Annotated in this window: 14 protein-coding genes; 10 read left to right on the forward strand and 4 right to left on the reverse strand. The window is 60.5% G+C overall.

What is annotated here, in order from left to right:
• The first annotated feature begins 155 nt into the window (after positions 1–155).
• The 9 genes from JNK74_05380 (at position 156) to JNK74_05420 (ending at position 11,204) form a co-directional block, all read left to right on the forward strand.
• Complete coding sequence (locus JNK74_05380) at positions 156–857, forward strand: GAF domain-containing protein (protein MBL7645606.1); 702 nt, start codon at positions 156–158, stop codon at positions 855–857.
• 136 nt (positions 858–993) lie between these two features.
• On the forward strand, positions 994–1,881 hold the full coding sequence (locus JNK74_05385) for a sce7726 family protein (GenBank protein ID MBL7645607.1): 888 nt from the start codon (positions 994–996) through the stop codon (positions 1,879–1,881).
• Positions 1,882–1,887: 6 nt separating this feature from the next.
• On the forward strand, positions 1,888–2,832 hold the full coding sequence (locus JNK74_05390) for a sce7725 family protein (GenBank protein MBL7645608.1): 945 nt from the start codon (positions 1,888–1,890) through the stop codon (positions 2,830–2,832).
• A gap of 7 nt (positions 2,833–2,839) precedes the next feature.
• Positions 2,840–3,886 (forward strand): RES family NAD+ phosphorylase, encoded by a 1,047-nt coding sequence (locus tag JNK74_05395; GenBank protein ID MBL7645609.1) that lies wholly within the window; start codon positions 2,840–2,842, stop codon positions 3,884–3,886.
• Between the two features lie 87 nt (positions 3,887–3,973).
• Positions 3,974–6,028 carry a hypothetical protein gene (locus tag JNK74_05400; protein ID MBL7645610.1) on the forward strand — a complete coding sequence of 685 codons (2,055 nt, stop codon included), beginning with the start codon at positions 3,974–3,976 and terminating at the stop codon, positions 6,026–6,028.
• A gap of 104 nt (positions 6,029–6,132) precedes the next feature.
• Positions 6,133–8,466 (forward strand): PAS domain-containing protein, encoded by a 2,334-nt coding sequence (locus JNK74_05405; protein MBL7645611.1) that lies wholly within the window; start codon positions 6,133–6,135, stop codon positions 8,464–8,466.
• Between the two features lie 116 nt (positions 8,467–8,582).
• Complete coding sequence (locus JNK74_05410; GenBank protein MBL7645612.1) at positions 8,583–9,617, forward strand: DUF1559 domain-containing protein; 1,035 nt, start codon at positions 8,583–8,585, stop codon at positions 9,615–9,617.
• 54 nt (positions 9,618–9,671) lie between these two features.
• Positions 9,672–10,811, forward strand: coding sequence for a radical SAM protein (locus JNK74_05415; protein ID MBL7645613.1), 1,140 nt, complete (start codon positions 9,672–9,674; stop codon positions 10,809–10,811).
• Positions 10,812–10,898: 87 nt separating this feature from the next.
• Complete coding sequence (locus tag JNK74_05420) at positions 10,899–11,204, forward strand: winged helix-turn-helix transcriptional regulator (GenBank protein ID MBL7645614.1); 306 nt, start codon at positions 10,899–10,901, stop codon at positions 11,202–11,204.
• Here JNK74_05420 and JNK74_05425 read toward each other — a convergent pair.
• Both JNK74_05425 and JNK74_05430 read right to left on the reverse strand, forming a co-directional pair.
• On the reverse strand, positions 11,184–13,574 hold the full coding sequence (locus JNK74_05425; protein ID MBL7645615.1) for a response regulator: 2,391 nt from the start codon (positions 13,572–13,574) through the stop codon (positions 11,184–11,186). The genes JNK74_05420 and JNK74_05425 overlap by 21 nt on opposite strands.
• Entirely contained in the window at positions 13,571–14,245 is a 675-nt protein-coding gene (locus JNK74_05430; protein ID MBL7645616.1) for a RedB protein, read from the reverse strand. Before JNK74_05430 ends, JNK74_05425 begins: the two co-directional genes overlap by 4 nt.
• A gap of 1,077 nt (positions 14,246–15,322) precedes the next feature.
• On the opposite strand from JNK74_05430, the gene JNK74_05435 reads away from it, so the two are divergent.
• Complete coding sequence (locus tag JNK74_05435) at positions 15,323–16,630, forward strand: hypothetical protein (GenBank protein MBL7645617.1); 1,308 nt, start codon at positions 15,323–15,325, stop codon at positions 16,628–16,630.
• A 128-nt stretch (positions 16,631–16,758) separates the two neighbouring features.
• Here JNK74_05435 and JNK74_05440 read toward each other — a convergent pair whose 3' ends face one another.
• Both JNK74_05440 and JNK74_05445 read right to left on the reverse strand, forming a co-directional pair.
• Positions 16,759–18,210, reverse strand: a complete 1,452-nt coding sequence (locus tag JNK74_05440; GenBank protein MBL7645618.1) for a DUF1501 domain-containing protein — start codon at positions 18,208–18,210, stop codon at positions 16,759–16,761.
• Between the two features lie 8 nt (positions 18,211–18,218).
• Positions 18,219–21,788, reverse strand: a complete 3,570-nt coding sequence (locus JNK74_05445; protein MBL7645619.1) for a PSD1 domain-containing protein — start codon at positions 21,786–21,788, stop codon at positions 18,219–18,221.
• Between the last annotated feature and the right edge of the window lie 219 nt (positions 21,789–22,007).

Below are 22,007 nucleotides of genomic sequence, written 5' to 3' on the forward strand. Positions count from 1 at the left end.
CGGGCCCCGGGCCCGGCGGCTACGTTCTTTTTTGATAAGGTCCCACGCGGAGGTTTCCCCGACCGACGCCTCGGCGGTCCATCGAAACTTGCTAGCGACCGCGTCAGCATCTTAGACTGGCCCCGCGGAATTGAGCGACCAGCGGAGAACGATCGATGCAGGCACCGTTGCCCGATGATGAACAGAAACGTTTGCGGAAGTTGAGAAGTCTCGGGATTCTGGACACCTTCCCGGAAGCGGTCTACGATGACATCGTGTTCCTTGCTTCCGAAGTGGCCGATGCTCCGATAGCCCTTGTGACCCTTGTCGATCAAGACAGGCAGTGGTTCAAGGCGAAGACGGGCGTTGAGATCTCGGAGACCCACCGGGACTATGCGTTCTGCGCGCACGCCATACGCAAGCCCCACGAGTTACTGGTGGTGACCAATGCGACGAAGGATCCCCGGTTCGCCGATAACCCCTTCGTCACCGGTGGACCGAGCGTTCGCTTCTACGCGGGCGCACCCCTGGTCTGTTCCGATGGCGTCGCCCTGGGAACCCTCTGCGTCGTGGACAACAAGCCGCGGACCCTGACCCCGCTTCAGGAGCGGGCGTTGAAGGTCCTCTCGCGCCAGGTGGTCGCCCACATTGAACTGCGCGAAGCCCTGGCCCAGGTGAAGCGTCTTGAAGGTCTCTTCCCCATCTGCTCCGGGTGCAAGCGCATCCGGGACGACCAGGGGTACTGGAATCAGATCGAGGTGTACGTGAGCGAACATTCGGAAGCGGAATTCTCACACAGCATCTGCCCGGAATGTGTCGAGCGGCTCTACCCCAACGAGGCCGCTCACATGCGGAGGGGAGGCGAGCAGAGCCAGTAATGGGATCCGCAGTGCGACGCATGGCCCCAAAGCGGTGCTTAGCCCTTTGAGCGAAAATCCTTGTGTCTCTGGAGACATCTCCCGTAGAATCGAGGTAGAAGCTTTAGACACCAACCATGGATTGACCGGAGAGAACGTGAATCAGAGCGCTACTCAGTTGTCCGCGCTGACGCGTATATTTTCGTCCGCAGTCTACCAAGGACTTGCGCGGAAGGGGCGGTCCGCGCTCTTTCGGCGTCTCATCGATATCACTGGACTTGAATCGCGATGTGAGTCCAATGGAACGGTTGCCGACAGTTTCGACGCAGCATTCGATATCCTAAAAAGGGGCGGCTTCCGGGACCAGTATATCTACCGCTCGGCCCTCACCCAAAACATCTTGTTGGGCACGCACTCACTCCGCTCTGCCTCAATGCTCAGCGAATTTCGCGCCGGAAAATCCAGGACAGATTTGGTAATTCTCAATGGAACGGCGACGGCCTACGAGATCAAATCGGAACGGGATACGTTGGTACGCCTCGCCAACCAGATAGACAATTACCAGCGCGTCTTTGCCAAGATTTATGTAATTGCGAGTGATCGCCAGTTTGATGAAGTTTTGAATATGCTACCCATTGAAGTCGGTGTCATGTCTCTTTCTCCGCGTCTGAAGATCTCGACGAGACGAAAGGCGATTGAAACGTTTGACCGAATTTGTCCCTTAACCATATTTGAGTCACTTCGAACCGCCGAGGCAATGGCCATATTGAAAGCCCACGGCATTGCCGTCCCAGAGGTCTCCAATACCAAGATACGAAGCGTAATGCGCGCAGCTTTCTCCGATCTGGATCCTAAACAGTTGCATACTGTTATGGTCCGCACAATGAAGCAGACTCGAAACCTGGCTGCACTCAGCGAACTTGTCGAGCAAGTCCCGAAATCGCTCCATGCCGCTGCCTTGTCGACCCCCATCCGAAAAAAGGATCATGAGCGATTGACGGAAGCGCTCAGACTGCCGCTATCGTCTACCAGGGCTTGGAACTAGCTCATCATGGCGCTCCCCTACTACCCCTATTTTCGCGGCAAACAGTACGAACTGATCACGATTCGTGAATGTGCTGGGTTGATGAAGAGTGCAGGCTTCGTGCCGATCATCGAGCCCGTAAAAGAGTCGCTTGGAGGGCTGGAAAGAACGCTGGCGGCGATATGTGATGTAAGAGGTGAAGCAATCGTCATTGTAAATCCCAGTCATGGCGACCTCAAGCATGATGGCGAGAATATTTCCAATTTTCTCCGGAAGGAATTTGACCTACATACCATTTCTGCTGGAATCTTACTCACAAACGGAATGGACAGCGACCAAGCCATGAGCTACTGTGAAAAGAACAGAGATAGTAAGCTCGCGCTAGTACATGCAGGATTCACTGAACCTCGCATTCTGTCTGAGCGCTTATCGAGTGCCGGTGTGGGTATATTTCGGCATATATTCATTGAACAACACGCCGGGCGCTTGTATCGACGACATTTTGATAGAAGTGAAGGCGTTCTAATACAAAACGGGTTTAGTCGCCAACGGAACGCAGATTATCCAAGGATTGAGAAGTTTTCTGAATTGCATCTTACGTTTCATTACGAAAATGTATCTGGCTTCGGCGATTTCTTAATCGTGGGCGACGAGTATTCGGAAAGCGGCGGACCGGCCTATGCGGTCGCTATTCATTTGACCTTTATTAACCCGGACGATGAAGACATAATGTATATATATCATTTCATTTCAGACACAAATGATACACCAACCGATCCTGCGGGCAAGTTTGCGCAAGCACTGGGAAAGCTAGTTGAGAAGCTCGAATCGGGCACCTCACACCTGTTTGAGACCGAGGCGGTAAAGGAATTCCAAGAATTGCATAGAAAGGGGCATTTCCCAGGGCTTGGTTTCGTAAAAAAGCTCTCGATGAAGCACCACATCGAAACGTTAGCCCACTACCAAGGCTAACCCGACTATGGCCCGCAAGCTTTGCTGCCCTGAATGCTTTGATGATCGCTTTCTGCGGGACCACATATTTCCAAGCCTTACGACTGCCAAAGGGGATTGCAGCTTTTGCGGAGCCGCAAATGTCCCTCTAATCAAGCCAAGAGCTCTGCGAGATTACTTCGAACTCCTCGTGAGTGTATATGAGCCCAAGAATGCAGGAAAGACACTCGTAGAATGGCTGAAAGACGATTGGCAACTGTTCGAACGAGTTATACGTAGTGAAGACCAAGTATACGAGTTGCTTGGCACGATACTTGGCAACCAAAGAATTGTACGGAAGGCATTCCTGCCTTCAGAAGACTATACGAGTGAGGGGTTGGCAAAGTGGGATACGCTTCGTGACGAGATGATGCATCGGAATCGGTGGTTCCTGGATGAGAAGATCGATTTCGTGAGAATGGGGCAGTTGCTCGATCACCTTGTATCCCGTGAAGACGCGCGCAAGTGGTATCGCGCGCGTCAACATTCTGGTGGCAGAGCGTTCGCAGCAATTGAAATGGGGGCACCGCCCAAGCGTCTTGCCTCGCATGGGCGGGCCAATCCGGCGGGAATTCCGTACTTATACTTGGCATCCACTTCCAGAACTGCCGTTGCGGAGATTCGGCCCCACACAGGAGATTCCGTATATGTTGCGGAGTTTCGGACTCCAGAGCTTCGTGTCGTAGACCTCCGAAATCCCCTCAAAAGCGTTTCTCCCTTTCTTCTATCAGATCCGGACGAAATAGGACAGCTGCGTGCCGATCTGCCCTTACTGCAGCGGCTGGGTGAGGAATTGACACGCCCTGTACTGCCCCACGCTGCGGCGATCGACTATATTCCCAGCCAGTATCTCTGCGAATTCATAAAACGGAGCGGATTCGATGGCGTAATCTACAATAGTTCGGTCAGCAAAGGGTTCAACTTGGCCCTGTTCAATCCAGAGGTTGGGTCCCCAAAATCTGTTACGGGCTACAAAGTCCGAAAAGTATCGGTCGATGTGGAGCCATTCCAGAGGGCTCTACCTTCTGAAGGCTAAGCTTGATGAAATCGCAAACCACTATTGTGCCCTGCTCGCGTAGGTATCTGGCAAAATCACTTGATGTTACGATGGGAGAACACCACGATGTCCATATACAACTTTCTTGCCGCAAGGCGCACGCTGGTCTTCGATCTTATTGCGCTACTCTGCATTGCGGCAGCACCCGCTGAACCTATCGCCGAAAAAAACACCGTGGTCGTCCTCCGCGAAGCCGCTTCTCCGGCGGAACAGGCCGCGACTCAGGTGTTGGTCCAGCGGCTCGGGCTTCACCCCGGCGCAGCGGTTCCCGAATTGCCGGTGGAGCTTTCAATTCACCTCGCAGTTGCCGGACGCGACGCGGCATTTGATGCGCTGTGCGCGAATCAGGGGCTCAAGCTTCCCGGTCGCGAGAAACCATTCGCGGAAGGTTACGCGGTCAAGTCCCTCCTGATCGACGACAAACCCACCATTCTGGCCCTTGCGGCGGACGACCGGGGAGCGCTCTATGCCGCCGGAGAAATCATCCGTCGCGCGCGCGTCGGTCACGGCACGGTCATCTTCGAATCCTTCGAGGTCAGCACGGCGCCGGCCTATCGCTTTCGCGGCTTTTCGCCGAGTCAGGGCGGCTCGATGATGAAGCGCACGGGGGCGCGGGGCTGGACGGAGGCGGAGCATCAGGAGCGGCTGTTTGATTCCATCCTGGCGGGTGCGAACACCTTTTACGCGGGGCGAAATGAAGACGACAACTACCGGCAGCTCAAGTCGCTCGGGCTGATGACCGTGACCGACGCGCGGCCCAACAACTACTATGAAAAATTTCCGGAAGAGTGGCGCGCGGGCAAGCGGGAGTCCTGGGAGGGGGACACGTGGATCTGCCCGAGCATCCCGGAGGCGCGGGCGGCGCTGTTGAAGCAGTGGCGCGATGATTTTTCACAGCGCGCGGACCACGACATCATGCGTTTTTACTCGGGTGATCCCGGTGGCTGCAAGGATGACCGCTGCGAACCCTGGGGCAAGACATGGGTGGAGCTTTGCGCGGAGATGGCCGCGATCTGGCATGAGGCGCACCCGAACAGCAAGATTTTTATCGCCAATCAGGATCTGGACAATCGGGGCGATCAGTTGATCTTCGACTACCTCCAGGCCGAGCCGCGCACCTGGCTCTACGCGCTGTGCTACGCGCCCGGCACCAACGCCATGTCGCCCTACTTCCGCAATGAATTGCGCGAGGACCTATTCGAGTATCCGGGCGACGGCTGGGTCAACCGTTACCTTTCCCACACGCTACACCAGTTGCCGCCGCAGCAGAAGATCGTGCACTTTTCCGACATCACCCACTGGATCAGCGCCCAGTTTGCCGTGGCCAATCCGGACGTCTACATTCAGAAGTCCTTCGGGCGGCGGACCTTTCACGCGCGTCCCCGCGCGTATTACAAGATATTCCACCAGATCATGCCCTTTTCCGAGGGGGACATTATCTATTCCGAGGGGCACCATGATGAGTTCCACCAATACCTGTGGGCGCGGCTGTTGTGGAACCCGGACATCTCCCTGGACGATCTGCTGAAGGAGTACTGCACGCTGTACTTTGGCGAAGAGGCCGCCGAACCCATGGCCGAGGCGCTGATGCAACTGGAGCTCAATTTGGAAGCACCCCTCGCGGAGAACACAGGAATCCAGCGTTACTTTGACCTCGTCGTGGAAGGCGGCGAGCGTATGTCGCCCCATTTCATGAAGGACAATTACCGCTGGCTGCTCCACCGCCAGAAAGCGTCGCTGGATTGCTATGTTCAATTGCGCCTGCGGCGCGAACTGGATCAGGAGGCCCGTGTTCGCCGTGTCCTGAAGCCCGCGCTGGATGGCGGCGACCTTTCCGCGGCGCTCGAGGCGGCACGCGTCATTGCGGCGGAAGCCCCGGAGACCGAGCGCATGATCGAATTGCGTGAGGAGGCCGGCCGCCTGGGCGACCAGTCCAACGAGGTTTTCGGCGTACGGAATATCGGCTACTGGAAGATCGGGCAGCAGCTTCGCGATATCGAGGGCCTTCGCACGGCGCTGGACAAGGCCGTTGCGGCCCCGCCGGCGGAACAGCGGGGCCTGGCGGAGGCGGCAGTCGGCGTAACGGAGAAAGAAGCGGTGCGGGGGATGATTTTCTGGTAGGCCTCATGACATAGTAGTAGCAAAGCGGATCGGGCGGCAGCCCCGGTCCGAGCTACACGCCGATTTTCCTGTATACTCATCCGGGGGGCGGGAGAAGAACGCAAATGACCGACGCGGGTGACCTGAAGCGGATGCGGCTCCGCGTCTTCTATTTTCTCGTCGCCGCGCTTTCGCTCACCCTGGTCGGCGCCTCCACTTCCGTGATGATTTCCGATTCGGCCTATACCGTGGCCACGTTCATGATCGTGGGAATGACGGGGTGGATGGTGCGCTGGGCGGAACTCTCCAAGTTTGTCTGGAAGCTGGTCAGTATCGCCATGGTCCTCGTTTGCATCTCCCAAACGCTGGACCTGACCGAGAATTTTCCCCGGTTGGACGATGTCCCGGTTCTGGGGTCTCATTCCGCGTGGAACGGACGGGTTGCGTCTCTCAGCTTCCTGGCGGGGCTGGTCCTTACTCTGGCGACGCTCATGTTTGCTCTGATCGAAGCCCGTCTCGCCCTGGATCACTATCGCTTGCTGGCGGACAATGTCTCCGATGTAATATCCATCTTCGATCTCGACCAGCGGTGTACCTATGTGAGCCCCGCCATCGCCCAGCTTCGGGGCTTTTCCGTCGACGAGGTACTCGTCCAGCCTCTTGAGGAACGCATGACGCCGGAGTCCCGCACCGTTGCACTGGGGCATATGGCGCGGGAGCTGCAGCGACTCCAAGACGGCCTCCGCGCGCCCACGGACGTGACCATCATGGAGCTCGAATTGCTCCGGAAAGACGGCACGACCGTTTGGGCGGAGACCAGCATGCGTTTTCTTGCGGATCGCGACGGCAAGCCAAACCGCATTCTCGGCATCAGCCGCGATATCTCGGCGCGGAAGGCCGCGGAATCGGAAGCCCGGCGTCTTACGGAGCGTCTCACTCTGGCCATCCGCGGCGGGGATCTCGGCGTGTGGGACTGGGACGCCGTCGCCGACGAGCTGGTTTGGGACGAGCGCATGTATGCCATTTACGGCGTCGATCCCGGCGAACATCCGGGCGCGTACCGCGACTGGCGGAGTTCGATCGTGCCGGAAGATCTGGCCCGCTCGGAGGGGGAACTTCGGGAGGCGATCAAAAGGCGCGGCGAGTTTCACAGCCAGTTCCGCGTGGTCCGTCCCGACGGTTCGATTCGCCATGTCGAGTCCCGGGCGGTCGTACTGTGCGACGATTCGGGCCGCGTGGTTCGTGTTACGGGCATGAACGCCGATATCACCGAGCGGGTGGAAACCGAGGCGGAGCGCGCCCGCCTGCAGGAACAGTTGAGCCAGGCCCAGAAGATGGAATCCATCGGCCGGCTCGCGGGCGGTGTGGCCCACGATTTCAACAACATGCTACTGGTTATTCTCGGGCACGCTGAACTCGCGGGCGCCGGGGCCGTCAATGGCGCGCTGCAAAACCATGTCGAGGAAATTCGGAGCGCCGCATTGCGGTCGGCCGATCTGACCCGGCAATTGCTGACCTTCGCCCGCCAGCAGGCTGTCGCCCCCAGGCCCATGGACCTGAATCTGGCCACGGAGGGGATGCGCAAACTGCTCGAACGCCTGATCGGCGAAGGGGTCCGATTGAACTGGCGGCCCGGTCCCGACTTGTGGAAGGTCAAGCTGGATCCCTCTCAGGTGGATCAGATTCTGGCCAATCTGTGCGTGAATGCCCGCGACGCTATCAATGGTGTTGGCGAGATTATCGTGGAGACCGCCAACGTCACGGTCATCGCGGCCGAAGGCGCCGAAGGTTCCGATGAGTCCGATCTTGCGTCGGGAGATTACGTCCGTCTTTCCGTTTGCGACAACGGCTGCGGGATGGACCCGGCGGTGCTCGCGCGGATCTTCGAACCCTTCTACACGACCAAGAAGCCCGGAAAGGGCACGGGACTGGGCCTCTCCACCGTCTACGGGATCGTCCGGCAGAACAATGGCTTCATTCGCGTGGAGAGCGAGCCGGGACGTGGCACGAAGTTCACCATTGACTTGCCCCGATTCACCGGCCCGGCCCAGAGCGAGGAGCCCGCGGGCTGCGCCCCGCCGCCGCTGCCGGGAGGTGAAGTGATCCTCGTTGTCGAAGATGAGCTATCTATCCTCAAGCTCACTCAGTCCATGCTGAAGAAGCTCGGCTATACCGTCCTTACCGCCGCCACGCCCGGCGAGGCCCTGCGGCTTGCCGAATCGGGGAGCTCCCCCATTCAGCTTCTCTTGACCGATATCGTGATGCCCGAAATGAACGGACGCGATCTGGCCGCCGCCCTGATGACCACCTTTCCCGATCTCCGGCACATTTATATGTCGGGCTACACCGCCGATGTCATTTCGCAGGACGAGATCCAGCGCGAAGGGGCAAATTTTATCCAGAAGCCTTTCGGAATTCAGGAGCTCGCCACCAAAGTGAGGCATGCGCTGGACTCCTGAGGGTGTCGGCCTGGGTCGGGGTGAAATAAAAGCGCTTTCATATGAATACAAATTCATGTATAATGCCATCCGGAGCAGCGGTTGGAGCGGTTCCCAGGAACAACAGGAGTCAGAGCATGGATCAGAGCAAGAGAACGGCGTGCCGTCACCGTTTCAAGTTGCGGTCGGGGTTTACCTTAATCGAACTGCTGGTGGTTATCGCGATCATCGGCATTCTGGCGGCGATCCTGCTGCCGGCGCTGGCGCGTGCGCGGGAGGCGGCGCGCCGGGCCAGTTGCGCGAACAATCTGAAGCAGTTGGGCCTGGTTTTCAAGATGTATGCGAACGAATCGGTGGGCCAGAAGTTCCCGGCGATGGCGGATGGCTTCTCCTACGAGGCGCGTGATCTCAACCCGGCCGATCCCGCGGCCAAAGTGGATTACAGCAATTACGAGCCGCCGGTGAACGGGGAGTGTTTCTACAACAATCCCTTCGAACCCACGCCCGGTGCGGGCGGTCAGGGCGCGGTGGCCTTCTTTATGGATTCGCCTTCCGTGTATCCCGAGTATCTCTCCGACCCGCAGGCGCTCCTGTGTCCTTCGGATTCCGATCAGGACACGGCGATGAACGGCACCGGCGGGCTCTGGTACAACCAGGATGTGCTGACGGCCACGGGCCGAAAGGAGTTCGACCCCTGCGCTTTCACGCCGGAGTCCTACATCTACATGGCCTGGGTATTTACCAACCAGCCGGGAAAGGACCACCTGGCGCTCGGCGCGGACCCGAATGATCCCGCGGTAAACGCCGGGAATATTGTGGGGCCGTACATCAGCGTGGATTTTGTTACCGCGTTTACCACCCAGACGGTTACGGTGGCGATGGGCTTTGGCGACTACGACAAAGATATCGCGGGCGGCTCCGTGAGCGTACCCCGCACGCGCGAGGGCGTCGAGCGCTTTTTCGTGACCGATATCAACAATGCGGGCGCCAGCGCCAGGGCCCAGAGCAACATCGCGGTGATGTACGACTTTACAAGTACCGTTCCGGACGCCTTCAATCACGTCCCCGGCGGTTCCAATGTGCTCTACATGGACGGCCACGTGGCCTTCGTGAAGTATCCGGGCGACTTCCCAATCACGCGGGTTTATACGACGTTTGTGTCGCTGTTCTGAGGGATAAGAAGAAATCGCGGCGCTGACGGGCAATCGTCGAAGGAGAAAGTCCCCGTGGACGCAAATTCCGCCACCGTGCTTGAATCGCTCGACCTGAAATGTGCGCTCCTGGGATCGGGCGTGCGCTATCCCGCTCGGGTATACGATGCCGTGGCCGGTCGCGCGCGGCTGGAGCCGCCGAACAATCCTTTCGCCTGCAATTGCCTTATTCTGCCCGGCGAGGTGGCCGTACACCTGAACGCGAACGACGCCTCGCCCTTTGCGCTGGAGGTGGGCGAAGACGGCCAAGTCTATCTGTGGGGCGGGGGTGAAAAGCATTGCGCGGTGGACTTTCCGCCGGCCACCACGTATTACCAGCAGCGCACGGCCTCGGGCATTCCCTACGGTGCGCTGGCGGTGCTGGAGGGGGACGGGGTGCTGGCGTTCTTCTACATGTGGCCTTGCGAATATGTAAAGACGAACGAGACCTGCACGTTTTGCTTCCAAGTACGGGCGGAACAGATGGGCATTACGCTACCCAGCGCGTCGCCGGAAGACGTGGCGGAAATCATAGCCTGGGGCATTGAGCACGCGGGCGTAAGAGAGATCCAGCTCACCGCGGGTACGCGATTCGCCACACAGAAAGAGTGCGCGCAATACGCCGAGGTGCTCCGGGCCGTGGACGCCAGAGTCGGGCTGGAGCATATATCGTCTGAGATTTACTGCTACATGACGGCACCCAAGGAGCCCGCCTGGATCGATCAAGTATTCGCGGCGGGCGCGGACCGGGTGGCCCACGATCTCCACGTGTGGGACCCGGCCCTTCATGCAACCTTCGCGCCGGGCCACGCCCGCGCCGTCGGGCGCGCTGCTCAACTGCGGGCGCTGGAGCATATCTCGGCGAAGTTTGGCCCCAACAAGGCCTTCAGCGCCTTTGTCGCGGGAACGGAGTCGTTGGAGTCCATGCTCGAAGGGGCGGAATACCTGGCGGCGCGGGGGATCGTGCCCGCCTTCTCGGTCTGGATGCCGCCGGCGGGGTCCACCACATCGGACAGCCAACCGCCGGGGCTGGACTACTATCGCGCGGCGCGGCGCGAGTTTGCGCGGCTCTACAAAACCTATGGGCTCAATCCGCCGGGCATCCCCAAGGGGTCCCACGTGTCCATGTGCCGGGACATCTACCGCAATATGGACGCAATCCTCGCGGACGGATGACGGGCCGCGATACCGGTCGCCCGGTCCGATTGTGGTAGCATAGGGAAATAGACTTGACCGTTTCCCGTGTTCCCCTGGAGAGGCCCGATGGCGAAGCCCGCCGACAACTGCGCGACAATTCTGAAGGTACTGGCCGATGAGACCCGGCTTGCCGTGGTCCGTGCGCTGATGTCGGGGCCGCAGCAGGTGAACGAAATAAACGGGATGCTTCAATTGGAGCAGAGCCTTCTCTCTCACCACCTGAGGGTCCTCCGCGACGCGGGGATCGTATGCTCTCAGCGTGAGGGTAAAGCGGTGCTCTACCGCCTTTCGGAAGAAGTGCTGGCCGACATCCAGTCGGGTGAATCACTCAATCTGGGCTGTTGCCAGCTCTCATTCAAGCCGAGTGCCTGAAGCGGTTTCCGAGTCGGCGAGGCCGGGCAGATGGGCCACGATGGTCTCCCGGAGCGATTCAAGTTTGAGCGGCTTGCTGAGGTAGCCGTCCATGCCGGCTTCCAGGCACTTTTCCCGGGACCCTTCGATGGCGTTGGCCGTGACGGCCACAATCGGCAGACCGGCGCATTCGGGAATTGCCCGCAGCGCCCGGGTGGCCTGATAGCCGTCCATGCCCGGCATCTCGCAGTCCATCAGAACGATATCATAGCGCTGGCTTCTGCAGGCGTCGATGGCGGATTTTCCATCGCCCGCCACATCCACGCGCAGCCCCAGCCGCCCCAGCATCTTGACGCCCACCTTCTGGTTGACCGCGTTGTCGTCCACCAGCAGCACGTGCAGTAGACTCGCCCGCTCCGCTTCGAGAGCGGTATGGCGGGTCACGATCACGGGGGCGGGCGATTCACCTTCCACACCGTCCTGAAAAATTCCGCTGATACAGTCCAGGAGCCGCCGTTCTTTCACTGGTTTATTCAGGTAGCCCGAGAATCCGGCGTCCGCGGCCATGCGCGCGTGGCCCCGGGAGGAGAACGAAGTCATCAGCAGCATGGGGAGCGGTACGTCGCCACTCTTATCTCGAAGGAGACGACCGAGCTCGAGCCCGTCCATCCCGGGCATGCGAAAGTCCACGATGGCGAGGTCAAAGGGCCTCTCGCCCATCCGCCACTCTTCCACCGCGGCCAATGCCGCGACCGGTGAATTGGCCGTGCAGGGGATCATGCCGTGTCGGCGAAGCTGCATGTCGAGGAGCTGGCGGTTGGTCTCATTGTCATCGACCACGAGCACCTGTTTTCCCGTCAGGGCCTCGCGCGTGGGATTGCCCGTGGTTGAGACTTCGGTGATCGGGAAGCGCGCCGTAAACCAGAACTCCGACCCTTTACCTTCCTCGGACGCCACCCCGATCTCGCCGTCCATGCGCGCCACGAGCTCGCGGCAGATTGCCAGCCCCAGTCCGGTGCCCCCATAGCGCCGGGTCGTGGAAGCGTCGGCCTGGGCAAAGCGTTCGAATATGAGCCCGGCTTTGTCCGCCGGAATTCCAGGCCCGGTATCCTGGATGGAAATTCGAACCGTGAGCACACCATCCTCCTGCGAAAGAATACGGGTGCGCAGGACGATTTCGCCGGAATCCGTGAACTTCAAGGCGTTGGAAAGTAGATTGAGGATGACCTGCCGCAGGCGTCCCGGATCGCCGGTCACGCGGTGGCGCAATGGATCCTGGAACATGCAGATTAGCTCGATCTCCCGGGCCTCGCAGGGTTCGGTAAAGAGATCGGTGCAGTCCTCGATGGTCGTGCGGATGTCGAAGGGAATGGTCTCGAAGTCGAGACGTCCCGATTCGATCTTGGAGAAGTCGAGAACGTCATTGATGATGCTCATCAGCCGTTCACCGGAGCGCTGAATAACCTGTACGAACTCGCGCTGTTCCGCGTCGAGGGCTGTATCGGAGAGGAGTTCGGTCATACCGATGACGCCATTCATGGGCGTGCGTATCTCATGGCTCATGGTGGCCAGAAAATCGGACTTGGCCTGGTTGGCCTGATTGGCAACCTGGGCGAGTTCTTCCGACCGCACCGTGGTCTCGACCAATATTTCATTCTGGTACTTGAGTTCTTCCTCCGCCTGCCGGAGGAGGCGCCGTTCCTCCTCAAGCTCCCGCGTACGAGCGCGCACTTCCCGCTCGATCATCGAATTGGTGTTTTCGAGGCGCGCCCGCTGCCGAGCGTCTTCGCTCAATTCCCTGCGGCCCCGAGCGCACTGCCAGATGAGGAAGACGTCTTCGAAGACCACCCATGCGGCGTGTTCCATCCAGCGCCAGTGGGGGGCCGTGAGCACTCCGAAAATCGACTGGGGCCAGAAATAGTTCCGGGCGGCATGGTCGATGGTAACGATCAGGGAGGCCGTGATGAGAACCCGCCAGTCGCGGTAGATGGACAGGAAGGCGAGCGAGCCGAAAATGTGGAAATGGGATTCGATGCGCCCGCCGGTCAGATGGATCAGCAGTGCGCCCATGATCATCTGGCCGATGGCAATGCAGTGGCGCGTAAGCGGCTGTCCGGGCCAGCGCCAGACGTAGTACATCGGGCCCACCGTGGCCAGCCCCCCGAGCAGTACCGTCGCGATGACGTGGGGGTGAACACTGCTGTCGGGGCCGTTCCAGGTCAAGGGGGTGAGGAAGAAGGCCGCCGCCACGCAGGCCAGCCACTGGACCGGCATCAATACGGCAAAGCTGCGGTCCACGCGCACGCAGAGGGTCTGAAAGGACCTGGCTTCCAACTCGGCCGCCCGCTCGGCGCAGGGTGCCAATTGCGCTTTGGCCGTGTCTTCGATCACGTTTTCGCTCCCTGGTCTTGGTCGATTCCCATCAGGGAACACCCGAAAACCGGCATCGATGCCGCGTCCGGGACTCTTCCCGCGCCGATGTCCCGCAGGGCAAGGCCGCCGAGACTCTCGCCCTCGTGCCCCCGCGACGCGGTGATCCCGCCGGTGAAGCGCCGGTTTCCTCCGGTGTCGAAGGCCTGGACCGTGCCGGAATACCGCGCGCCGAATTGCCGCGCGAGTTCGCCGGCCGAATCGATCAGGAGCGTGGTCTCCGGAAGGCGCAACGCGGCCTCGGCATTGGCGCCCGCTTCCCAGGTTTCGGGCACGCCCGCAGGCCTCACGAGCAATACCCAGGTCCGAAAGCGCCCGGGGCTGCGGCGCAGCACCCGATCCAACTGGGTGATGCTCGCGGCGCTGCAGGGGCACCGGGGGTGAAGAAACATCACCAGGGTCGGACGCTCCGAATCGAGTTGGACGACCGAATTGTCGGGCCAGTGCTCGGCGACTCCCGTCGTCATGGTCCCGTTGAACTCATATCGGGACAGGGCACACGCGCCCGCCGCCAGGAGGAGCGTCCAGAGAAGGAAAAGTGCCTTCCCGGGTGTTCGGTGGAGCGTTCCAGCCGACTGGCACGCCAACGCACCCGCGGGGATCCGGGTGTTGAATCGAAATGGGTAATGCATGGGATCTGTCCAACCGTTGGCGGAGCCGCATGGTGAACACACGGACCACTGCTGCTCGTTCCGGGTGGGCGATTCCGCAGCCACAAAGCCACCGCACCCTCAAGCTGAATAGTACCCTGTATCGAAATATACGTCAATATCTGTATTGGAACGGAACGATTCCGTCGCCTTGCCGCATTGGTTTGGTGAAACGCCCGATTGCGGCCAAGAGCTGCGCTCATTTCATTCGCGTTCCAAATCCACCGGATGCAACAAGCAACGAGTCGTTGAACCTGGCGCCAAGCGCGCAAAAGGCGGGATGGACGGTTTACCGGCGATATTCTGGATGGCGCGATTCGCTTATTTGGACGCCACAACGTTGCTACGCTATACTGAAGGGCTTGGCGAGGAAGCATCGTACTTCCCGCCAGGGAAGTTCAGTTCATGTTGCAGCCTGACCGAAAGCGTACGTTCTGGTCGCGCGCTCTTGCCGTGACCCTGGTGTTCTTTTTGCTTCTCGCGTCGGCCCGTGGGCTTGTGCCCGGCATTTGTCTTACCCTTCGGGAGGCGGGGCAACCTTCGGAAGTGGAATCGGGCCCGTGCACGGCGCGAATCTCGGGACTTCGTTCCTGCTGCGCGGGAAGAGCCAAATCTCCCACACCCGCTTCGCGAGAAGACACGCCGCGCGCTCCCTCCAGGCATTGCGCGTTCTGCAATCTGGCCAAGGCCTGCACCGATTTTTCCCCTTATTTCTGGCGCGATCTCGCCGCAACGCCGATCTCGCAGGATATACCCGCCCCGCGCATTCAGCACGCGCGGTCCTTCGCCCCGTACCCTACGGGCCCCTCACGGGCGCCACCCGCTTTCCCGGCCTGAACTCCGCCCGAGCACCGCGCCTGCATCACATCGTCCGCCTTGCGGTCGAGATGGAACCAGGCGACTGGCCCCGTGCGGAAGTAGTGGTGAATACCCCCGTCATTGCGCCTTGGCCGGGTGCCCGTGAATCGTCGTGTCCCGACGGCGTCCGATACGGCGCGCCGGCTGAGCGCACAGGCGGGGGGCAGCAGTGAGTCTAGTCTTTACCTCAAGGAAAATAAGATGTATTCCAACAATTTCTCCCTTTCGACATTGCTGGCCGCCGGCGCCGCCATTGCGTGTTGTATCGGAACTTCCGCATCGGCGGAAAACGCCGAACTGGCCCGGCAGCGCATCCGTGCTTTCGAAGCGGCCGAAGGTTACGCGGAACGCGGGGCGGATATCCATCCGTCCCAACTGGACCGTTACCTTCCACCACCGCCCCGGGACGCACTTCCCTATGAGGTGCGCGAACCCCTTCGGAATGGACGAACCGTTCCCGTCAAGAAGCGGTGGCTCTGGGTGCCGGAGGCGAGTCGCATCACCTTTGAAAAGTTCATAGAGGACGGTGTGGCGGTGGACCATATTGAGGTCCCCGAAGGCGCCATGTGGTGGAAGGAATTCTACATGGAGACGAGCCAGGGTTCGCAGCTTATCGAGCGGCGGGTTCTTCGGAAACTGGCAGGGAGGGGCGATTGGCGGCTATACACCGCGCACTACCTTCCCGAAGGGGCCGATGGCGTGTCGGGAAACCTTCAGGACATCGTGAGCTTCCTGTGGACCCCCGAATCCTCGGCGTACTTCTTCCGTCCGGACGAGTGGATGCCTACGGTGGCGAAATCCGCGCCGACGCAGGTGACCTTTTATGACAACACGGGCGGGGAGTTCCCCTACGTGTTTCCGGGCCGTACGGCGTGTACACGTTGCCACAACGGGGCCGCGGCTGCGTACGACGAGGCGGACGGCGAACGCACCATCGCCTTCGGACTTCACCCCCGGAACCTGACGACCCGCTCGATTCAGAACTTCATCGAGCAGGGGCTCTTCGATGCGGATTCCTTTGCGCCGGTGCTGGCGCGGGAGGAAGCAGCCGTTCGTGACGAGCAGCGCGCCCGTGTGCTGCTGCGCCCGGCGAATGCGCTCCACGCGGACAAGTCGGAGTTGATGGAAGCCAAGACGAGGCAGCTTCTGGCCGTTTTCCGCAACAATTGCGTGTCCTGCCACAACTTCTCGCCCATAGCCGATGCGCGCGTGGCGGCATTCAAGCTCGATCCCAACCGCGACTACACGACCGGGGAACTGGTTGAAGCGCTGGGACAATCCTCCAAGCGCGGGCCATCCACCGATGGATTTCCCCTGATTACCCCCGGTCGCCCGGATCAATCGGAGCTCTACCTGCGATTGCTGGGTATCGGCGGTCGCCAGCGGATGCCTCTGGCGGAGGGGGGGCTACCCGAGCAGGATCCCTTCTTCCTCAGCCTGATTGAGGATTGGATCATCCAGTTGGGTGAGGCTGAAGCCACTCCAGGACTGAACAGCGGGAATCCGTAACGGGTGGGCCTTCCCGCAGCCTTGAAATTGATCTGACCCCCACACACAGAAACGCCCCCTGTCCTTCCGAGAATCGTCAAGGACAGGGGGCGATAAACTTTGAAATACGTACCCGCATCCCCGCGCGTTTACGCCAGCAGCGCGGGATTCACCTTGCCGTGGACGTCGGTCAGGCGGAAGTATCGGCCCTGATACTTGTACACCAGTCGCTCATGGTTCAGTCCCATCTGATTCAGGATGGTGGCCTGGAGGTCATGAACGTGAAAGGGATCCCGCACGATGTTGTAAGAGAAGTCGTCGGTCTCGCCGTGGACGTAGCCCGGCCTGATGCCGCCGCCCGCCATGAAGATACAGAAGTTCTTCGGGTGGTGGTCGCGTCCATAGTCATCCGCCGTGAGGGTGCCCTGGCTGTAAATGGTGCGGCCGAATTCACCACCCCAGATGACCAGGGTGTCGTCGAGCATGCCGCGCTGCTTCAGATCCATGATGAGGGCGGCGGTGGGCTGATCCACGTCGCGGGCCTGATTCGGGATTTCCTTCGGCAGGGAAGTGTGCTGGTCCCAGCCCATGTGATAAAGCTGGATGAAGCGGACACCGCGCTCAGCCAGGCGTCGGGCCAGCAGGCAGTTGGAGGCGTAGGTGCCGCGCTTTTGCGAATCGGGACCATACATGGCAAAGGTGCTCTCGGGCTCATCGGAGAGGTCCGTAAGTTCGGGCACCGAGGTCTGCATGCGGTAGGCCAGTTCGTATTGTTCAATACGCGTAACAATTTCCGGATCCTGGTATTCCGAATGGGTCTGATGGTTCAGGGCGGCGATGTCGTCCAGCATCTTGCGCCGGATGTCCTTGTCCACGCCGGGGGGGTCGGAGAGGTAGAGGACCGGATCGCCCGTGCCGCGAAACTTCACGCCCTGGTAGACGGAGGGGAGGAAGCCCGCGCCCCAGAGTCGATCATAAAGGGGCTGGCAACTGGGCCGCCCCGTGCCGCGGGAGCTGAGGGCCACGAAGGCGGGGAGGTCTTCGTTGGCGGAGCCGAGCCCGTAGGAGATCCAGGAGCCCATGCTGGGTCGGCCGGCAATCTGGAAGCCCGTCTGAAAGAAGGTCATGGCCGGGTCGTGGTTGATGGCCTCGGTGTGCATCGTTTTCACGATGCACAGATCGTCCGCCAGACCGGCGATGTGGGGCAGGAGTTCCGAGATCCAGGCGCCGCTCTGGCCGTGCTGGGCGAACTTGAAGATGGTCGGCGCCACGGGGAAACGGGCCTGGCCCGAGGTCATTCCCGTGAGGCGCTGCCCCATGCGGATGGAATCCGGCAGGTCCGTGTCGAAGAGGGCCTTCATGGCGGGCTTGTAATCGAAGGTCTCCAACTGGGAGGGCGCCCCCGACTGGAAGAGGTAGATTACGCGCTTGGCTTTGGGCGCGAAGTGGGGCGGTTTGGGCGCCATGGGATTGGGCGCGCTGGACGCGAAGACATTTGGGTTCACGAGGGACGCCAGTGCGGCCGTGCCGATGCCCGTGGCGCAGCGCCCGAAGAATTGTCTGCGGTTGATGTGCAGTTTCTGTTCGAGTATGGGATCCATGATGAAAACTACTCCCGGGTAATGAGTTCGTCGAGATTAAGCATGACCGACGCGAGCATGGTGTAGGCGGCCAGTTCGGAGTCCGCCATGGCGGCGTCCGGCTCGGAGTCGCCCACGGCGATGAGGGCTTGTGCGTCTTCGCGGCGGCTGATGAAATGAGACTGATAGTCGCTGAGCCCACCCAGGAGGATCTGCTGCCTTTCGGCATCCGGTTCGTGGGCCAGGGCCAGCTTGTAACCGTAGCGGATTCGATCCGCGGCGCGCGTGCCCCCTTCCCGGATCATGCGCTGGGCCAGATGGCGGGACGCCTCGATGAAGGTCGGGTCGTTCAGGGTCAGCAGCGCCTGCATGGGCGTGTTTGTCGCCTCCTGACGCAGGGAACATTGCTCGCGGCCGGGCGCGTTAAAGATCTGCATCTGCGGCGGAGAAATGGTTCGCTTCCAGTAGGTGTAGAGGCCGCGGCGGTACAGGTTTTCGCCGGTGTCCGGTTCGTAGTAATTGGTGTCGTATTCATCGTTGTTCTGGAAGGTGAAGGCCGACCAGAGATCGTCGGGCTGGTAAGGCTTAACCGACGGTCCGCCCAGGGTCGGGCTGAGCAGCCCGCTCACTTTAAGGGCCTGATCCCGCACCATTTCCGCGGGCAGGCGGAAGCGGGGCGCCCGGGCGAGGAGCAGGTTCTCCGGATCCTTCTCCCGAGCCTCCGGCACGACCACGGAGCTCTGCCGATAGGTCGCGCTGGTGACGATGAGTTTTTGCATGGCCTTCACGTCCCACCCGGACTCGATGAAGCGAAGGGCGAGCCAGTCCAGCAATTCGGGATGGGTCGGGGGCACGCCCTGGGTGCCGAAATCTTCGCTGGTCTTGACGATGCCCTTGCCGAAATACATTTGCCAGTAAAGATTTACCCGCACGCGGGCGGTCAGGGGGTGCTGGGGCGACACGAGCCATTGTGCGAAACCCAGGCGATTCTTCGGGAGGGATGGATCCATCTCGCCGAGCCGTGCGGGCACGCTGGGTTGGAGTTTCTCACTGGTGTCGGGTTGATCGTAGACGCCGCGCTTGAGCAGGTAGGTATCCCGCTTCTCCGCCATGTCCTCCATGATCATGGTGGTGACGATGGACTTCTCCAGTTCCGTCCGCGCCAGGCGGAGACTGGTGATTTCCTTGTTATTCGCGACCCAAAGGGGATCCTGGCCGCGGAAACGCTGTTGCAAATCCCGCAGGCCCTCCGCGCTCCGCTGGGCGATTGGCGTTTCGAGCGTCTTCATCATGGCGAGCAGCGCCTTGCCATGATCGTTGATGCGGCGGAAATAGAAGCCGGTACCGCCGCCGAAATTGACGACTTTCATCACGATCTCGTGTTCCCCTTCCGTAAGGAAGAGATCGAGGCGATCCGTGTCCGGTGCGGTGATGCGCCCTTCGGTGAAATTGTATTTCACTTCACCGTCGACCCAGATCTTCAGTGCGTCGTTGCTGCCCAGGGAAATCGACATGGCGCTCGGCACATGGACCCGGACCGTCCGGCGGATATAGTTGGCCGCCTGGCCCGTCTGGGCAAACTGGTTGACGGTGCCGTCAATCCAATCCGGCATTTCCTTCCAGCGCAATTTTTCCGGGCCAAATTCCTGATTGAGATCGAAAGGCCCCTCTTCCGGCGGAAGAACGCGATTGGCCACCTCAACCCGCTCATTGCCTTCGAGGGGAAAGGGCCCCGCATGGAGCCAGGGGCTGAATTCGGGATTGGCCCATTTCGTGATCGCGGCGGATTCGGAGATCGACAGGGCGAAGCGGCCCATGGCATGCTGGGCGTTTTCGGAATTCTGCTTGATGCGGACCGTCACCCGATCGCCCGGTGCGATGGTCGCCCCATCGCCCAGGACGAAGATACCGGTACGATTCTCCCGGCGCACATGGGCGCCCGTGGTCCATCCGGTTGCTTCGTTCCCGTCGATCGCGGAGATGACCTGATAGTCGTCGCGCTCCTGAGCGAAATCGGCGAGGGCGGTGGCGACCGTCAGCTTCTCCGGTGTCCCACCGGCGGCGGTACGCTCCACTTCAAACTCGGAAATGACCACATTGCCATTGGCGGAACGACCTGGGCCGCTTTCCGGCAGGGACGGATCGGTGAACATCTCCAGTTTGAAGGACTTCAGGGGGCCTTCGGCCTGGAAAGAAATCTCATAGGTTTCGTGATCCGGGTTCGGCCCGCCCGCCGTGATGATCTGATCTTCGCTCCGGGTGAGCTGGGCGCCATTGAGCGACTTCAGCGTCGCCGCGCCCAGGGGTTTCCAGGCGCTCTCACTGAAGCGGGTCACGAGGCCCTGCTCCCAACGCGTCTGCTCCGCATCCAGCCGTTCATCCGGTGCAAAGAGCTGTTTTTCCAGGACGGCGATCTTCTCGTCCACCTCGGCGCGCCGGGCTTCCTGTTCCGGCGTGGGCACGGCGATGAAGGGCTTGTCGTTGCCCTGTTCGCGCCCTTTGCCTTCCTCGGGGACTTGGTTGAAGAAGGCGTAGAGCTCGTAGAATTCCTTCTGGGTGAAGGGGTCGAACTTGTGTTCGTGGCAGCGGGCGCAGCCCATGGTCATGCCCATCCAGGTCGTGCTGGTGGTGTCCACGCGGTCCACGACGTATTCCACCGCATACTCCTCCGGGATGATGCCGCCTTCGCCGTTAATTCGGTGATTGCGGTTGAAACCCGTGGCGATCTTCTGCGAAAGCGTCGGATTCGGGAGCAGGTCTCCCGCGAGCTGCTCGATGGTGAACTGGTCAAAGGGCATGTTGTCGTTAAAGGCCTTGATGGCCCAATCGCGCCAGTGCCACATATCGCGCTTGGTATCGCGCTGGTACCCGTTGGTGTCGGCGTAGCGCGCGGCGTCGAGCCAGGGGGTGGCCATGCGCTCGCCATAGTGGGGCGAGGCCAGCAGCCGGTCCACCAGCCGCTCATAAGCGCCCTCGCCGGTGTCGGCCAGAAAGGCGTCCACTTCCTCCGGCGTGGGCGGCAGGCCGGTAATGTCCAGCGAGACGCGGCGGATGAGGGTCTCTTTCGGCGCTTCCGGGGAAGGCTTCAGACCGGCGGCGTCGAGGCGCGCAAGAATGAAGTGGTCTATTTCATTGCGGGGCCAGGCGGGGTCCGACACCGCGGGCGGCTCCGTTTTCACCGGTGCTTCGAACGACCAGTGGCCCTGCCAGGGCGCGCCCTGGGCGATCCAGGCGCGAAGCGTATCGATTTCCTTCTGGGTAAGCTCAAGATTGGAGCCAGCGGGTGGCATGCGCTCTTCGGGATCGCTGTGAATGATCCGCTTCAGCAGTTCGCTGCCATCCGGGTTGCCCGGCGCCACGATCGGCTGGCCATCCTTGGTGTTGCCGAAGAGTCCCGCCTTGTCATCCAGGCGCAGGCCCATCTTGCGGGTCTTTTCATCCGGCCCGTGGCAAGAATAGCACTTTTCGGAAATGATCGGGCCCACATCGCGGTTGAACGTGAGGGCGGACTCGGCGAATATCGGAGCCGCAATCAGTTGCAGCACCAGGGCGGTCGCGCCCGTGCCCAGAAATCGACGGAGGGTAAAATGGGGTGGCATGCCAGTCTCCTGCAATCACTCGATAGATAGGGGGTCCTTTACCAGTGTACTCCAGGCGGCAAAAATCCTGCAAATGGTAATGATGAGGCGGAGCGGAGGAATCGGGGTCTGTCCGACGGGCAAATTCCGCCCGGAGTTTTGAATTACACTATTTACACATATTTCATTTGATAATGTGGCATAATATTGACCAGAATGATCAAAGGCGGCCGTGGTGTA

The organism is Candidatus Hydrogenedentota bacterium (assembly GCA_016791475.1).
Taxonomy (GTDB): Bacteria; Hydrogenedentota; Hydrogenedentia; order Hydrogenedentales; family JAEUWI01; genus JAEUWI01.

Coding starts and splice junctions, on each gene's coding strand:
- JNK74_05380 (MBL7645606.1), top strand. CDS start 156: ATGCAGGCACCGTTGCCCGATGATGAACAGAAACGTTTGCGGAAGTTG.
- JNK74_05390 (MBL7645608.1), top strand. CDS start 1,888: ATGGCGCTCCCCTACTACCCCTATTTTCGCGGCAAACAGTACGAACTG.
- JNK74_05395 (MBL7645609.1), top strand. CDS start 2,840: ATGGCCCGCAAGCTTTGCTGCCCTGAATGCTTTGATGATCGCTTTCTG.
- JNK74_05400 (MBL7645610.1), top strand. CDS start 3,974: ATGTCCATATACAACTTTCTTGCCGCAAGGCGCACGCTGGTCTTCGAT.
- JNK74_05405 (MBL7645611.1), top strand. CDS start 6,133: ATGACCGACGCGGGTGACCTGAAGCGGATGCGGCTCCGCGTCTTCTAT.
- JNK74_05410 (MBL7645612.1), top strand. CDS start 8,583: ATGGATCAGAGCAAGAGAACGGCGTGCCGTCACCGTTTCAAGTTGCGG.
- JNK74_05420 (MBL7645614.1), top strand. CDS start 10,899: ATGGCGAAGCCCGCCGACAACTGCGCGACAATTCTGAAGGTACTGGCC.
- JNK74_05430 (MBL7645616.1), bottom strand. CDS start 14,245: ATGCATTACCCATTTCGATTCAACACCCGGATCCCCGCGGGTGCGTTG.
- JNK74_05435 (MBL7645617.1), top strand. CDS start 15,323: ATGTATTCCAACAATTTCTCCCTTTCGACATTGCTGGCCGCCGGCGCC.
- JNK74_05440 (MBL7645618.1), bottom strand. CDS start 18,210: ATGGATCCCATACTCGAACAGAAACTGCACATCAACCGCAGACAATTC.
- JNK74_05445 (MBL7645619.1), bottom strand. CDS start 21,788: ATGCCACCCCATTTTACCCTCCGTCGATTTCTGGGCACGGGCGCGACC.